Genomic DNA, 13908 nt, shown 5'->3' on the forward strand with positions numbered 1-13908 from the left:
GTTGTGAAGGAATTGCAAAACACTCTTGCGGAACGCGTGGCGGGATGCTTCGATTCACGTTTGTTGAATTGAGACCGACCTTATGGCTTCCAGCCTGCTTGCCCTGCTTGACGATATTGCCACCATTCTCGATGACGTTGCGGTGCTTAGCAAAGTCGCGGTCAAGAAAACCTCCGGGGTCCTGGGAGATGATCTGGCCCTGAACGCTCAGCAGGTGTCGGGCGTCGCTGCCGAGCGAGAATTGCCCGTGGTCTGGGCGGTTGCCAAAGGCTCGATGGTCAACAAGTTGATCCTGGTGCCCGCGGCGCTCGCGATCAGTGCGCTCGCGCCGTGGGCGGTGGTGCCACTGTTGATGGTCGGCGGCGCGTTCCTATGCTTTGAAGGCGCTGAAAAAATCCTGCATAAGCTGCTGCACTCGAAACAGGAGGATGCTGCGGAACACGCCGAGCATCTGAAAGGGCTGCTGGATCCCAATGCCGACTTGGTAGCAATTGAAAAAGAGAAAATCAAGGGCGCGGTGCGCACGGACTTCATTCTTTCGGCCGAGATCATCGTGATCTCGCTGGGTTCGGTGGCTGGTGCGACTTTCGCGAAGCAAGTCGGCGTGCTCAGCGTGATCGCTATTGTGATGACGGTGGGCGTTTACGGTCTGGTTGCCGCCATCGTCAAGCTCGACGATTTCGGACTGTACCTGACGCGTGCCAAGGGCGACGGTGTCGCTGCCCGGGCAAGACGCGCGAAGGGCGCCATGATTTTGCGCACGGCGCCCTACTTGATGAAAAGCCTGTCCGTGCTTGGCACCGCGGCGATGTTCCTGGTCGGCGGCTCGATTCTGATCCACGGCATTCCGCCGTTGCATCACGGCATTGAGCACGCGCTCGCAGGGCTCAAGGCCGCTGGTGGCATGCAGGCCTTTCTGGCGCTGCTTGGCTCAATGTTGATCGAAGGCCTGATCGGTCTCGCATCCGGGGCGGCGATCGTTGGCCTGGTTGCCGGTGTCAAAAAACTGCTCCCGAAAAAAGCCCCGACGGGGGCTTGATTCGCGCTGCATGGCGCGTCTAGTCGCGCTGGTCGAGCGTCGACAACTCGGACATCAGCCGTCCTGGCAGGCACTCAGCACGAAGTCGGGGAGCGGTACGGACTTCCCGGATTGTCGGTCGATCCAAACCAGTACCGTGCTGCCTTCGGCGTACAGACGGTTCGTGTCCTTCGCGCTGACCATCCTGAAGGGCAGGGACAGCGAACTGCGGCCAACGCGATCGCATGCCAGCTCAACCACCAGTTCCTCGGGCCATTCAATGGGCTGGCGGAACTCGATCCGCATCGACGCGACGACCGGCCCCATGTCCGGACTCACCCACGGTCCGTTCAACGTGGCAAACCAGCGCAGCCGGACCTCTTCCAGATAGGTTGCATAAACGCTGTTGTTGACATGGTTGAACGCATCCATGTCGCCCCAGCGAACAGAAAGGGGAACCGTGATCAAGTGTCGCATCATGCAGACTTCCGTTTGGTGGCAGGTTTCTTCTTGGCTGGCGTGACCGGTGTTGCTTTCTCCTTGGTGCGCTTGGTATCGGAAGCGTTACGGGGCAGCGGTTCGGCAGACAGGACGCGTTTGAGGAACCGGCCCGTGTGCGACTCGGGATGCGCCGCGACGTGCTCTGGTGTGCCGACCGCCAGAATCCGACCGCCACCCGCGCCACCTTCGGGGCCCAGATCGACAATCCAATCAGCGGTCTTGATGACGTCCAGATTGTGTTCGATGACGATGACCGTGTTGCCTTGATCACGCAGCCGCTGCAGCACCTTGAGCAACTGCGCAATGTCGTGAAAATGGAGCCCCGTCGTAGGCTCATCCAGAATGTACAGGGTGCGTCCGGTGTCGCGCTTCGACAGTTCTTTCGAGAGCTTCACGCGCTGCGCCTCGCCGCCCGACAGTGTCGTCGCGCTTTGACCCAGTTTGATGTAGCTGAGCCCGACATCCATCAGGGTTTCGAGCTTGCGGGCGATCGTCGGAACTGCCGAGAACAATTTGTGGGCATCCTCGACCGTCATTTCGAGCACTTGGTGAATGGAGTGACCCTTGTACGTGATCTCCAGTGTTTCGCGGTTGTAGCGCTTGCCTTGGCAGACATCGCATGGCACGTAAACGTCGGGCAGGAAATGCATCTCGACTTTGATCATGCCATCGCCCTGGCACGCTTCGCAGCGCCCGCCTTTCACGTTGAAACTGAAGCGACCCGGACCGTAGCCGCGGCTCCGGGCTTCCGGCACCCCGGCAAACAGCTCGCGCAACGGCGTGAAGAGCTGCGTGTAGGTTGCCGGATTCGAGCGCGGGGTCCGACCAATTGGGGATTGGTCGATATCGACGACTTTGTCGAACAGATCCAGGCCTTCAATCTTGCGAAAAGGCGCCGGCTGACCACTGCTATCGTTGAGATGCTGGGCCGCCAGTTGATACAGCGTGTCATTGATCAACGTCGACTTGCCCGAACCAGAAACCCCCGTGACCGCAACCATCAATCCGGCCGGAATCTCCAGATCGACGCTCTTCAAATTGTTGCCGCGCGCGCCGAGCAGGCGCAGCATGCGCGCTTGATCTGGCGGGTGACGCTTGGCCGGGATCTCGATCGACTTGCGCCCAGACAAATAGTCTGCGGTCAACGAGCGTTTGGCGCGCAGGATGTCGTCGAAGGTGCCTTGGGCAACGATCTCGCCGCCATGCACGCCAGCGCCTGGGCCAATGTCGAGGATATGGTCGGCGGCACGGATCGCGTCTTCGTCGTGTTCGACGACAAGCACCGTGTTGCCCAGATCGCGCAGGCGCGTCAGCGTGGCGAGGAGCCGTTCATTGTCACGCTGATGCAAGCCGATCGACGGCTCGTCCAACACGTACATGACGCCAACCAGGCCCGCCCCGATCTGCGACGCAAGTCGGATACGCTGTGCCTCGCCGCCAGAGAGCGAGTCGGCCTTGCGCTCCAACGTCAAATAGTCGAGTCCGACGTCGACGAGGAAACGTAGGCGTTCGCAAATTTCTTTGTTGATTTTCCGCGCGATCTCGCCGCGCCAGCCGTCCAGTACCAGCGTGTCGAAGACGCGCAGCGCATCCGTCACAGCCAGGCGCGAGACCTCAGGCAGACTGCGGTTTTGAATGAACACATGACGCGCTTGCCGATTGAGCCGCAGGCCTTGGCAGGCTGGGCATTCCTGTTCGCTGATGAACTTGGCAAGTTCTTCGCGAACCATCGGCGAATCGGTTTCCTTGTAGCGGCGCTCCAGGTTCGGCAGGACCCCCTCAAACCGATGCTTGCGCGTGACATGGCCACCACGGTCGGTCAGGTAGCGGAACTCGATCTCATCGGTGCCGCTGCCATGCAGGACCGCATGCCGGGTCTTTTCCGACAGCTTCTGCCAGGGCGTCTCAACGTCGAATCGGTAGTGCTTGGCCAGCGCCTGCAGCATCTGAAAATAGTAGGCATTGCGCCGATCCCAGCCACGCACGGCACCGTCTGCGAGCGACTTGTCCGGGTGCGTCACCACGCGGACCGGGTCGAAGAACTGGGTCACACCCAGGCCATCGCACTTTTGGCACGCACCCATTGGCGAGTTGAATGAGAACAAGCGCGGTTCCAGTTCGCTCAGTGAATAGTCGCAGACCGGGCAAGAGAACTTCGCCGAGAACAGCGTTTCCTTCTGATCGGTGCTGTCCAAATCCACGAGCACGACCATGCCTTCGCCCAAGCGCAGCGCGGTCTCAAACGATTCGGCAAGGCGTTGTTTCAAGTCGGCCCGCGGACGGAAGCGGTCGATCACCGCTTCAATGGTGTGCTTCTGCCGGAGCGCGAGCTTGGGCGTTTCTTCGAGCTCGATCATCTTGCCATTGACGCGCGCGCGGACAAAACCCTGGGCACGCAATTGATCGAATATTTGTACGTGTTCGCCCTTGCGCTCGCGAATGACCGGCGCGAGCAGGGCATAGCGATGTTCGGAATCCATCGCGAGGGTCAGATCAACCATCTCCGACACGGTTTGCGCAGCGAGTGCTATGCCGTGATCGGGACACTTGGGTGTGCCAACGCGCGCATACAGCAGCCGCAGGTAATCGTAGATTTCGGTGATGGTGCCAACCGTCGAGCGCGGATTGTGCGAGGTCGATTTCTGTTCGATCGAAATCGCCGGAGACAGACCCTCGATGTGGTCGACATCGGGTTTCTCCATCATGGAAAGGAACTGCCGGGCATAAGCCGACAGCGATTCCACGTAGCGGCGCTGACCCTCGGCATAGATGGTGTCAAACGCCAATGAGGACTTGCCTGAGCCAGACAGCCCAGTGATCACGATCAGGCGGTCGCGGGGCAGCTCGAGGTCGAGGTTTTTCAGATTGTGGGTGCGGGCACCCCGAATGCGGATGGTATCCATGCTCGGACCGGTCTTTAGACAGTCCGATAGTCTAGCGTCTCATCCGGTAGAGACTGTGTCGATTCCCCCACCTGCTGACAGATGTTGTCAGGAGGCTTCAGGGGCCTCGTCGAGCACATGGGCAACCAGTTCGGCCCGCGTGGTAGGGGCTAAGGTCGTCCGGGCTGGGTAGCGACTGTCGGCGATTCCGATTTCGATCGAATCGCCGCGCCGAATGCCGGAAACCGCCGCGTCGTCCAATTGAAAGCGGATGAAGTGCACCGCCGAGGTCTTGACGTCACTGCTCCGGTCCAGATCTTCGTCAGCGATCGCCTGGATGGCCGGTAGTTCACCGACGCGCACATACAGCTGGTGCTCGATCCCACGGAGCTTCGCCAAGTGAATCGCGCGTTGCGCCGGATCTGGGTATTCGAGCAGAAGCGTTGCCTTGAGGTTGTTCCGCTCGGGAATCAGCGGGTTGTAGGCATCAAGTTCTTCTTGAATGGCAGCCGATTCGAAAATCCGCTCGGCACGAAGCATTTCCTGGATCTGATACTGCACGGTGAGCCGGTCTTCGAACAAGAGCGTCATGTTGCTGCCAAGCGCCACGGTACGCGCGCGTTTGTGCGCGACCGCGCGGGCACGGAACGCGTCGCGCTGCTCGGCGTATTGCTCCAGCGACAGCAGATCCTGACGGGACAGTTTGTTGGGGCTCATCACTCAGACTCCATAAGCGCGGCGCAGCAGGGATAACGGGTGATCGGCTTCGGCCTTGCCACCGGTGCCGGCAGCAATATGCTGGGCGGCCATCGGGCAATCGCTGGCAAAATGGTTGGCCTCGGCTTTCACCACCCGATCCACCACAGGCTTCGCAATCTTGCGAGCAAGCGGATACGTCTTGGTCTTGACGCCGTAGGTGCCGTCATGGCCTGAGCAACGCTCGATCAGTTGAAATTCCGTACCTGGCACCAGCGCGAGAATGTCGCGCGTTTTGGGGCCGATGTTCTGTACGCGTTGGTGGCAGGGCACGTGATAGGCAATCTTGCCCAGCTGGTTCTTGAATTCGGTCTTCAGGAGCTTCGCCTGATGGCGGTGCATCAGATACTCGAACGGATCAAACATGCCGCGTTTGATTTTCTGTACCTCAGCATCGTTCGGGAACATCAGCGGGAGTTCCTGCTTGAACATCAACACGCAGGACGGGATCGGCGCAATCAGGTCATAGCCATCGTCGATTGCCTTGGCCAGACGGGGAGCGTTGACGTTTTTGTACTGCTCAACCGTGTCCAAGTCACCCAGTTCGAGCTTCGGCATGCCACAGCACTGCTCCTGCTCGATCAGCTTGACTTCGATGTCATTGTGTCGAAACACGGCCACCATGTCCTCGACCACTTGGGGCATGTTGACGTTGCCATAGCAGGTGACAAACACGGCCACCTTGCCGCGCGTCGGTCCGGCCGGCTGCACGGTGATCGGCGCCTGCGGTTTGATTCGTTTGCGCGCCGTCAACCGGTGGTAAGTCGGCACTTCGGCCTCGGGGTGGACGCCGAGCGTCTTGTCGAGAAGCTTCCGTACCGTCGGGTTGCGATTGCCCGCGTTGACCACGTCGACGACCACCGGAATGCTGGCCAACTTGCCAACCGCCGTCGTCGACGACAAGAGTTTGGCCGCCAATGTGGTTTGCCCTTGCCGATGCTTGATGGCTTTGGCGCGTAGCATCACATGTGGGAAGTCGAGGTTCCATTCATGCGGCGGCACGTAGGGGCACTTCGTCTGATAGCACAAGTCGCAGAGATAACACTGGTCGACGACTTGTTGATAGCTGGTTTTGGGGATGCCATGAACCTCTCCGTCGGCGGTTGCGTCAACGAGATCGAATAGCGTCGGGAAGGCGTGGCATAAGCTCACACAGCGTCGACAGCCGTGGCAGATATCAAAGATGCGCTCGAGTTCTTTATTCAGCGCCGTCTCGTCCCAGAAGTCCGAATTTTTCCAGTCCAACGGGTGTCGGGTTGGCGCTTCCAGACTGCCTTCGCCTTTGCCGCGCGGGGGCTGTGCCATCGAGAACTCCGAGTAGGGTGATGAGCGGCCTTGAGCGGCGCGCAGTTTGATCTGGTGCAGGGCTTGCGACCCAACGAGGTAGTCGATTGGGTCGCAAGTCCGTGCAGCGCGACGCGCCTGGTCAGGCGATTTCGTTCAACGCCTTCTGGAACCGGTTCGCATGCGAACGCTCAGCCTTGGCCAACGTCTCGAACCAGTCGGCGATTTCGTCAAAGCCTTCATCGCGCGCAGTCTTGGCCATGCCCGGATACATGTCGCTGTATTCGTGCGTTTCGCCGTGAATCGCGCTTTCAAGATTCTGCTTGGTTTCGCCAAATGGCAGGCCGGTCGCTGGGTCCCCGCAGGTTTCGAGGTATTCGAGATGGCCATGGGCGTGGCCGGTTTCACCCTCGGCCGTGGAGCGAAATACGGTGGCGACGTCGTTGTAGCCTTCGACATCGGCTTTCTGGGCGAAATACAGATAGCGACGGTTGGCCTGTGATTCGCCAGCGAACGCCGCTTTCAGATTTTCCTCGGTCTTGGAACCTTTCAAGCTCATAAGCATGCTCCCATTGATAAAGTGAACCGCAGTGCCACGGCGGGACACGCTGTGACAGCCCTTTGCTCCAGATCGACCACCGCGGTGAGCCGCTCAGGCAAGCCCTTGCCGACGGCGACGCCGGCATGAATTGGCTGAGCTGGGGTAGCGCAGGGCGGTCCGGCTGGTCATTGGAATCTAGACTGCGACCGGGGCAATGAACAATGGAAAGTTCGATCGGAGTCGATAGAGCTTGTCTATCGCTTGTGGGGGTTGCCCAGGCGCTCACAATTTCGCACGTAGCAAAATCAATGCGTTGGCTTTATATGAGATTGCTTCCCATTTATGTTCTCAATCGGGCGCCGTCGCTGAGGGCCAAGTTGTGCCGCGTTCCTGAGGCGCCATGGCATTCGGCGCGATCGCACGATCTGTCGAAAGCGGACTCTTGGCACCTGGAACTGCGGCGCAACGAACAAACGACTTCGCGGACTGAGTCGATTCGTTGGAATCGCCGCTCAAGCCGCTTCGTAGGCGCCCATCAGGCGCAGCTTCTCGTAGCGCTGGGTCAGCAGCACGTCGCGATCGAGTTTCTGCAACACGGCGAGCTCACCCAAGAGCACGCGCTTCAAGCGTTCGGCCATGTCTTTGGGATCCCGATGGGCGCCGCCGAGTGGCTCTGGAATGACCTGGTCGATCAAGCCGTGGCCTTTCAGGCGATCGGCCGTCAAGCCCAGGGCTTCGGCGGCGTCACGCGCTCGCTCTGCGCTCTTCCAAAGAATCGAGGCACAACCTTCTGGCGAGATCACCGAATACGTGCTGAATTGCAGCATCAGCGTACGATCGGCGACACCGATCGCCAGCGCGCCGCCAGAGCCGCCTTCGCCAATCACGGTCGCAATGATCGGCACCGACAGTTGCGACATCTCGAGCAGATTGCGCGCGATCGCCTCGGACTGGCCGCGCTCTTCTGCACCAATGCCTGGATACGCGCCGGGGGTATCGATCAGCGTCAATAAAGGCAGGCGGAACCGTTCTGCCATGTGCATGAGCCTAAGAGCCTTGCGATAGCCCTCTGGCTTTGGCATGCCGAAATTGCGTTTGATCTTGGATTTGGTGTCGCGACCTTTTTGATGGCCGATGATCATGACCGCCTGCCCATCAATTCGGCCAAGGCCACCAACGATGGCCGCGTCATCCGCAAAAGCGCGATCTCCGGCGAGTTCCTGAAACTCGTCACAGATCAAATTGATGTAGTCGAGCGTGTAGGGCCGCAGCGGGTGGCGGGCGAGCTGCGCAATCTGCCAGGCCGTCAAGCCGCTGAAGATTTCTTCGGTTTTCTGCCGAAGTTTGACGCCCATGCGCTTGATCTCATTGTCCAGATCCAGGGACTGGCCCTGACCAGCTTGGCGAAGCTCGGCGATCTTGGCTTCGAGTTCGGCTAGCGGCAGTTCAAAATCAAGGTAGTTCGGATTCATGGATGCTCACGGAACGACAAAAACCAAGAATAACGCGAAAGGGCGGTCGATTCGACCGCCCTCTGTTTGAATGGCAGGGCTTAAAGAATGCCCAATCACATCAAAGTGTTACTGAGCTGGCTCGACTTTGAGTTTGTTGTCTAAGACATCCAACACGCGAACGCGAGAGCCGACCGCGCAGTCTTCGCCCAGCACGCTCCATACCGTGTCACCAACCCGAACCTTGCCTTGGCCGTGCTCGATGGCTTCCTCCACCACGAACACGCGGCCAATCATCTGCTCGCCACGACGATTCAGCAGCGGCTGATCGCTCTCATGGTGCGTGGCGCGGAAAAACTTCCAGTAGATCGCCAGGGTGACCGCCGAAAAAATTCCAAACAGCACCACTTGGCCAATGATGCTGAGTCCGGGGATGACCAGCACCACCAGCCCGACCCCAAGGGCCGCCAGGCCAAACCAGAGCAGCGTGGCACCTGGCACCAGCGTCTCCAGTGCCAGGAGCACGAATCCGATCGTCCACCAGAAATAAACGATCTTGCCCATGATCAGGCTTCCGGCATCTTGGGCGGTGCCTTGCCAGTACGGCCTGCGAAGCTTTCCCGGGCGATTTCGGCAATGCCGGCCAAGCTGCCCAGCACACCGGTAGTTTCCAGCGGCATCAGCAGTGTCTTCTGGTTGGGCGACGTGGCCAACGCTTTGAGCGCTTGCACGTACTTGTCGGCGATGAAGTAGTTGATCGCCTGCAAATCGCCCTTCGCGATCGCCTGCGACACCATCATGGTGGCCTTGGCTTCGGCTTCGGCCAGGCGCTCGCGCGCTTCGGCATCGCGGAATGCGGCTTCGCGGCGACCTTCGGCTTCGAGCACCGCCGCCTGCTTCTCGCCTTCGGCGCGCAGAATCTCGGCTTGGCGGGCGCCCTCGGCTTCCAGAATCTGCGCACGCTTGTCGCGCTCGGCTTTCATCTGGCGTGCCATGGACTCGACCAGGTCACGCGGCGGCGTGATGTCCTTGATCTCGATCCGGTTGACCTTGATGCCCCATGGATGCGTCGCCTCGTCAACGACGCGCAGCAGGCGGGCATTGATTTCATCGCGCTTGGACAGCGACTCGTCCAGGTCCATCGAACCCAGTACGGTACGAATGTTGGTCATGACCAGATTCATCACGGCCAGTTCCAGATTGGTCACTTCGTACGCGGCGCGGGCGGCGTTCAGAACTTGATAGAACACGACGCCGTCGACCGCGACGACGGCGTTGTCCTTCGTGATCACTTCCTGACGTGGTACGTCAAGAACTTGTTCCATCATATTGATCTTTCGACCAACATTATTGACGTACGGCAAGATTATGCCGATGCCAGGGCCCTGCGAATGGGTGTATTTCTTGAAGCGCTCAATCGTGTACTCGTAGCCCTGCGGTACCAGCACCACGCCTTTCCAGAGCGTCAGCAAAATGAAGAGGACCAGACCAATGACGAAAAATCCCATGCTCGGCTCCTTGTCGTAGTGCCGACATTGTAGCGATCCGTCTTGTGAATGCACGGTCTTGCTGTGCAGGACGGCCGGCGGTCGGCCGGCCGTCTGCGTGAATCACTGCCCGCGGGCCCGTATCAGGCGGCGTGGCGCAGCGCTACCACGGGGAAATCCACTGGGACGCCGAACGCAATGTTCGTGTAGTTCGTGAACACATTGAGTGCTACATGGGCCAGGATTTCGACGATCTGCTCATCGGTGAACCCGACTTGGCGAAGCGCGCCAACATCAGCGTCCGTGACCTGACCGCGTTCCCGGGTCAGCTTCAGGGCAAAGCGCAGGGCTTCGGCGGTTTTCGGATCCGACGATTCCCCGACTTGCGCCTGCGCCAACGTATCGGCACTCAGACCAGCACCCTGGCCAATGTAGGTGTGCGCGGCCAAGCAGTAGTCGCACCGGTTTTCATTGGCGATCGCCACCGCGATCTGTTCGCCGAGACGGGCGCCGAGCTTGCCTTTCCCCAATGCGCCGAAGCTGCCCCACATGGCCTGCAGGGCGGCCGGCGAATTGGCGACTGCGCGAAACATGTTAGGGGTTGCGCCAAAGGCCTTGTGCACGCTTTGCAGCAGGGCTTGTCGATCGGGGCTGGCGGATTCGGTCTGGATCAGCGGAATGCGGTTCATGGTGGACTCCTGTGGTCGTTGGGTTGGCCGGCGTGTTGCCGGAGTGAGGGCATCTTGCCGTGATCCAATGTTCTAAACGTGTCATAGTGGACGCAATAAATACCAATTCGTACAATTGCGACATGAGCGAACCCATCGATCGACTGTCAGCCCTGTTCGAGCGCTTCCGCGTCCGGGCCTCCTTGTTTCATTCCGGCAAGCTCTGCGATTTGGTGCGGTTTGACGCCGAGCCCGGGCGCGGATTCCTGCACGTCCTGCGTGCCGGCGAGCTGGAGTTGTCGCATCCCGGAGAGCGCGGCCGCGTCCGCGTGAATGAGCCAAGCCTGATCTTCTATCCCCGCGCCAAAGCGCATGTCTTCCATGAGGCGCCGGCGGAAGGGCTGGATCTGGTGTGTGCAACGATCGCCTTTGCGGGCGGCGACACGCATCCCGTGGCACGGGCGTTGCCGCCCTGCGTGGTACTGCCGCTTCGGTACGTGCCGGACCTCAGTGCAACGTTGGCGCTGCTGTTTGCCGAGAGCGAACCTGGTCGTTGTGGACAGCGCTTGCTGCTGGATCGATTGTTCGAAGTGCTGCTGCTGCAATTGTTGCGGCATCTGCTGAATCATCCCGATGAGGCGGGGCTGCCGCCTGGCATGCTCGCGGGGCTCAGCGAGCCGCGACTTGCGCGCGTCCTGACGGCGTTGCATGAGGCGCCGGAGCAAGCTTGGTCCTTGGCGCGGATGGCTGCGATGGCCGGCATGTCGCGTACCGCATTCATCAACACGTTTCGTGATCACCTGGCGCAAACGCCCGTCGACTATCTGGCCGCTTTGCGAGTGCAACTGGCGCAACAGCGTTTACTTGCGGGTGAACCGGTCAAGCGGATCGCCGATGACCTGGGCTACAGCTCGGCGTCGGCATTCACGCGCGCATTCACCAGCACGACCGGGCACGCGCCCAGGCATTGGTTGCAGCAACAGCGCGCCTGAGAACGCCGAGCCGGCAATGATCCGGACGGCAAGCGCGGCAACCCGCACATCAATGGGATGCCGAAGCTGCCGTCTTCCGGAATATTGGGGCCTGGAAACCGGGTTTCGGGAGGCTTACATGCTGCGTTCGGGACCGCCAAGGTGGCAACGCCACTGGCAAACATTGGTGTTGTGGATGGGCCTGTCGCTGGTGGCGAACACGGTGGTTGCGGGTGGTCCCGCGGTGCTGCTCACTGAGAGCTTCGGCAGCACCATCGTCGAGGAAGGCGGCAACGGCGACACGTACACACTGGCGCTCAGCAATCAGCCAACCGGCAATGTCACCGTGACGGTTCTGGTGGGCTCGAACATACAAGTAGTGTCAGCCTCCGTGCTGACGTTCACAACGAGCAATTGGAACACGCCGCAGACCGTGTCGCTGAATGCGGTGGATGACACCTTGCCCGAAGGCACACACTTCGAGCTGGTCAACCATTCCGTGTCGGGCGGTGGCTTTGGCGGCGCCACGACGCCGATCGTGCAAGTGACGATTTTCGATAACGATCGCGCGATCACCGATCTGGCCGTCACGATGCAACTCGTCAACAATCCGATCGGACCCGGTCAGCGCATCAGTTATCTCGTGGACGTGACGAATTTGAGTGCCGAGAACGCTCTGGTGCCGTTCTTTGCCATGGGGACGCCGAACGACACGGATGACATGAGTTGGGTCTGCGTCGCCGATCCGGGGGCGAGCTGCCCGATGAGCGGACAAGGGCCACCCCTTCATACGATCAGTCTGGCCGGCGGTACCGGTGTGTCTTATCTGGTCGATGTCACCGTGAGCCCGCTGGTGACGGAGGGTGCCCCGATTAATGCCGTTGCGTCAGTCGAAGCAAACGACAGCACCGATCCAGAACTGAGCAACAACTCGGCTTCAAGAACCGATCTGGTCGGCCCGGACAGTTTGTTCAGGAATGGCTTCGAGCTCTGATTGGGGCGCGCCGCGCCAGCGTAGCGGCACATACCGCGCTTGGCGCGCCACGATGCGGATCAGGCTTCGACGTCGCGAAAATAGGGCTCGACCGGGCCGAAGTACTTCATGGTCATCGAGTTGCCGCGGCGATCCAGAGCGCGGCCGACTGCGAGTCGGACCCAGCCTTCGCTGACGCAGTATTCCTCGACATTCGTGCGATCTTCACCCTTGAAACGCACGCCCACGCCCCGTGCCAGCGCGGCCTCATTGTAGAACGGGCTTTTCGGATTGACGGACAGTCGATTCGGCGGCGCTTCAGACATGGATTCAGTTCCTTCAATGAGTCTTGCGATCAGGCAGCCTCGTAGTTTAGCACTGCGCTATGTGGCCGTGCCAACCAAGGGTCAGGTGCGGCTCAGTACAGACCAGTTTCGCCCGCCGGTCGCGTCTTGAAGCGCTTGTGTATCCAGAGATACTCATCGGGTGCCTCACGCACCATTTGTTCGATGAGGCCATTGACCCGAGCGGTATCTGCCACCGCATCGTCGCTCGGAAAGTCGGCCAACGGTGCGCCGATTCTCAGAACGTAACCGCCCTGGCCGTCGCGGCGATGAAAGAATGGCAGCACTGCAGCACCGGTCAGCCGGGCGAGTTGGTGGGTGGCGGTGATGGTCGAGGCGGGAATGCCAAAGAATGGCGCAAACACGGCGTCTTTGCCGCGCATGTCCTGATCGGGCGCATACCAGATGATGCCGCCTTTCTTGATGTACTTGACGGCCGCCCGCAGTTCTTCACGCGCGAACATGGCGTCGGCGTAGGTCAATCGCCCCGCCTTGACCGCATGCTCCAGCCAGGGCTGCTTGTGGCGCCGGTACATCCCGGCCAATGGTATGTGCCGGCAGAGCATGCGTCCGCACAGTTCGAGCGTCATGAAATGCCCGGACAACAACAGAATGCCACGACCTTGGCTGCGGATGGCGTCGATATGTTCGAGGCCGGTGATCGTGTAGGGCTCATGAATCGATGGGCCCCACCACGCGCGGACGAATTCGTAACCGCCAAGACCTACCGATTGCATGGACTGCCGGAGCAAGCGCTCGCGTTCGGCATCGCTCCGATCCGGAAAACACAGCTTGAGGTTTTTCCGGGCGACCCGCCGACGGCCGCGCATCAGATGCCAAAGCACCGCGGCCAGGCCCCGACCAAACAGACGGCCGAGCCAGGGTGGCGCATTCGCGAGCATCTTCAGGAACCAGAGCGCCAGACGCCCCGGCCAGGAGCTTTTGCCGGACAAAGGCTTTTCTTCCGCAGCGGTGGATTTCGACAAGACACTTTCCAGGGTGGGTTGCTATGCTGGCATTTTACGCGGAGCG

At 60.3% G+C, this 13908-nt stretch carries 14 protein-coding genes; 3 read left to right on the top strand and 11 right to left on the bottom strand.

Features of this window, described 5'->3' with window-relative positions:
- Nucleotides 1-82 precede the first annotated feature (82 nt).
- Complete coding sequence (locus C7S18_RS07540; protein WP_106890977.1) at nt 83-1039, top strand: DUF808 domain-containing protein; 957 nt, start codon at nt 83-85, stop codon at nt 1037-1039.
- 54 nt (nt 1040-1093) lie between these two features.
- On the opposite strand, the gene C7S18_RS07545 is transcribed toward C7S18_RS07540, so the two are convergent.
- From C7S18_RS07545 to C7S18_RS07585, 9 genes are all read right to left on the bottom strand, one after another.
- Nucleotides 1094-1498: an acyl-CoA thioesterase gene (locus C7S18_RS07545; RefSeq protein ID WP_106890978.1), complete on the bottom strand. Its 405-nt coding sequence runs from the start codon at nt 1496-1498 to the stop codon at nt 1094-1096.
- Nucleotides 1495-4422 carry an excinuclease ABC subunit UvrA gene (gene uvrA / locus C7S18_RS07550; RefSeq protein ID WP_106890979.1) on the bottom strand — a complete coding sequence of 976 codons (2928 nt, stop codon included), beginning with the start codon at nt 4420-4422 and terminating at the stop codon, nt 1495-1497. The genes C7S18_RS07545 and uvrA overlap by 4 nt, the downstream gene beginning before the upstream one ends.
- An 87-nt stretch (nt 4423-4509) precedes the next feature.
- On the bottom strand, nt 4510-5118 hold the full coding sequence (locus C7S18_RS07555; protein ID WP_106890980.1) for a DUF3501 family protein: 609 nt from the start codon (nt 5116-5118) through the stop codon (nt 4510-4512).
- Nucleotides 5119-5121: 3 nt separating this feature from the next.
- Nucleotides 5122-6462: a (Fe-S)-binding protein gene (locus tag C7S18_RS07560; protein WP_106890981.1), complete on the bottom strand. Its 1341-nt coding sequence runs from the start codon at nt 6460-6462 to the stop codon at nt 5122-5124.
- 121 nt (nt 6463-6583) lie between these two features.
- A complete protein-coding gene (locus C7S18_RS07565) occupies nt 6584-7000 on the bottom strand; it encodes a rubrerythrin family protein (RefSeq protein ID WP_106890982.1) in 417 nt (138 codons plus the stop codon).
- 494 nt (nt 7001-7494) lie between these two features.
- Nucleotides 7495-8454, bottom strand: a complete 960-nt coding sequence (locus tag C7S18_RS07570) for an acetyl-CoA carboxylase carboxyltransferase subunit alpha (RefSeq protein WP_106890983.1) — start codon at nt 8452-8454, stop codon at nt 7495-7497.
- Between the two features lie 108 nt (nt 8455-8562).
- A complete protein-coding gene (locus tag C7S18_RS07575) occupies nt 8563-8997 on the bottom strand; it encodes an NfeD family protein (RefSeq protein ID WP_106890984.1) in 435 nt (144 codons plus the stop codon).
- Between the two features lie 2 nt (nt 8998-8999).
- Nucleotides 9000-9941 (bottom strand): SPFH domain-containing protein, encoded by a 942-nt coding sequence (locus C7S18_RS07580; protein ID WP_106890985.1) that lies wholly within the window; start codon nt 9939-9941, stop codon nt 9000-9002.
- A 122-nt stretch (nt 9942-10063) separates the two neighbouring features.
- Nucleotides 10064-10609: a carboxymuconolactone decarboxylase family protein gene (locus tag C7S18_RS07585; RefSeq protein WP_106890986.1), complete on the bottom strand. Its 546-nt coding sequence runs from the start codon at nt 10607-10609 to the stop codon at nt 10064-10066.
- Nucleotides 10610-10731: 122 nt separating this feature from the next.
- Here C7S18_RS07585 and C7S18_RS07590 point away from each other — a divergent pair, with 122 nt between their 5' ends.
- Complete coding sequence (locus C7S18_RS07590; protein ID WP_106890987.1) at nt 10732-11580, top strand: AraC family transcriptional regulator; 849 nt, start codon at nt 10732-10734, stop codon at nt 11578-11580.
- Nucleotides 11581-11698: 118 nt separating this feature from the next.
- Nucleotides 11699-12553 (top strand): COG1361 family protein, encoded by an 855-nt coding sequence (locus C7S18_RS07595; RefSeq protein ID WP_146151807.1) that lies wholly within the window; start codon nt 11699-11701, stop codon nt 12551-12553.
- 59 nt (nt 12554-12612) lie between these two features.
- Here C7S18_RS07595 and C7S18_RS07600 read toward each other — a convergent pair whose 3' ends face one another.
- Both C7S18_RS07600 and lpxL read right to left on the bottom strand, forming a co-directional pair.
- Nucleotides 12613-12858: a DUF3297 family protein gene (locus C7S18_RS07600; protein WP_106890989.1), complete on the bottom strand. Its 246-nt coding sequence runs from the start codon at nt 12856-12858 to the stop codon at nt 12613-12615.
- Between the two features lie 92 nt (nt 12859-12950).
- Nucleotides 12951-13862 carry an LpxL/LpxP family Kdo(2)-lipid IV(A) lauroyl/palmitoleoyl acyltransferase gene (gene lpxL, locus C7S18_RS07605; RefSeq protein WP_425481091.1) on the bottom strand — a complete coding sequence of 304 codons (912 nt, stop codon included), beginning with the start codon at nt 13860-13862 and terminating at the stop codon, nt 12951-12953.
- Between the last annotated feature and the right edge of the window lie 46 nt (nt 13863-13908).

The sequence above is a fragment of the Ahniella affigens genome, assembly GCF_003015185.1.
GTDB lineage: Bacteria > Pseudomonadota > Gammaproteobacteria > Xanthomonadales > Ahniellaceae > Ahniella > Ahniella affigens.

Bases quoted from the DNA above. Each gene is read 5' to 3' on its own strand.
- C7S18_RS07545 (WP_106890978.1), bottom strand. From the start codon at position 1,498: ATGATGCGACACTTGATCACGGTTCCCCTTTCTGTTCGCTGGGGCGAC.
- uvrA (WP_106890979.1), bottom strand. From the start codon at position 4,422: ATGGATACCATCCGCATTCGGGGTGCCCGCACCCACAATCTGAAAAAC.
- C7S18_RS07565 (WP_106890982.1), bottom strand. From the start codon at position 7,000: ATGAGCTTGAAAGGTTCCAAGACCGAGGAAAATCTGAAAGCGGCGTTC.
- C7S18_RS07585 (WP_106890986.1), bottom strand. From the start codon at position 10,609: ATGAACCGCATTCCGCTGATCCAGACCGAATCCGCCAGCCCCGATCGA.
- C7S18_RS07540 (WP_106890977.1), top strand. From the start codon at position 83: ATGGCTTCCAGCCTGCTTGCCCTGCTTGACGATATTGCCACCATTCTC.
- C7S18_RS07560 (WP_106890981.1), bottom strand. From the start codon at position 6,462: ATGGCACAGCCCCCGCGCGGCAAAGGCGAAGGCAGTCTGGAAGCGCCA.
- C7S18_RS07555 (WP_106890980.1), bottom strand. From the start codon at position 5,118: ATGAGCCCCAACAAACTGTCCCGTCAGGATCTGCTGTCGCTGGAGCAA.
- C7S18_RS07575 (WP_106890984.1), bottom strand. From the start codon at position 8,997: ATGGGCAAGATCGTTTATTTCTGGTGGACGATCGGATTCGTGCTCCTG.
- C7S18_RS07600 (WP_106890989.1), bottom strand. From the start codon at position 12,858: ATGTCTGAAGCGCCGCCGAATCGACTGTCCGTCAATCCGAAAAGCCCG.
- C7S18_RS07570 (WP_106890983.1), bottom strand. From the start codon at position 8,454: ATGAATCCGAACTACCTTGATTTTGAACTGCCGCTAGCCGAACTCGAA.
- C7S18_RS07580 (WP_106890985.1), bottom strand. From the start codon at position 9,941: ATGGGATTTTTCGTCATTGGTCTGGTCCTCTTCATTTTGCTGACGCTC.
- C7S18_RS07595 (WP_146151807.1), top strand. From the start codon at position 11,699: ATGCTGCGTTCGGGACCGCCAAGGTGGCAACGCCACTGGCAAACATTG.
- C7S18_RS07590 (WP_106890987.1), top strand. From the start codon at position 10,732: ATGAGCGAACCCATCGATCGACTGTCAGCCCTGTTCGAGCGCTTCCGC.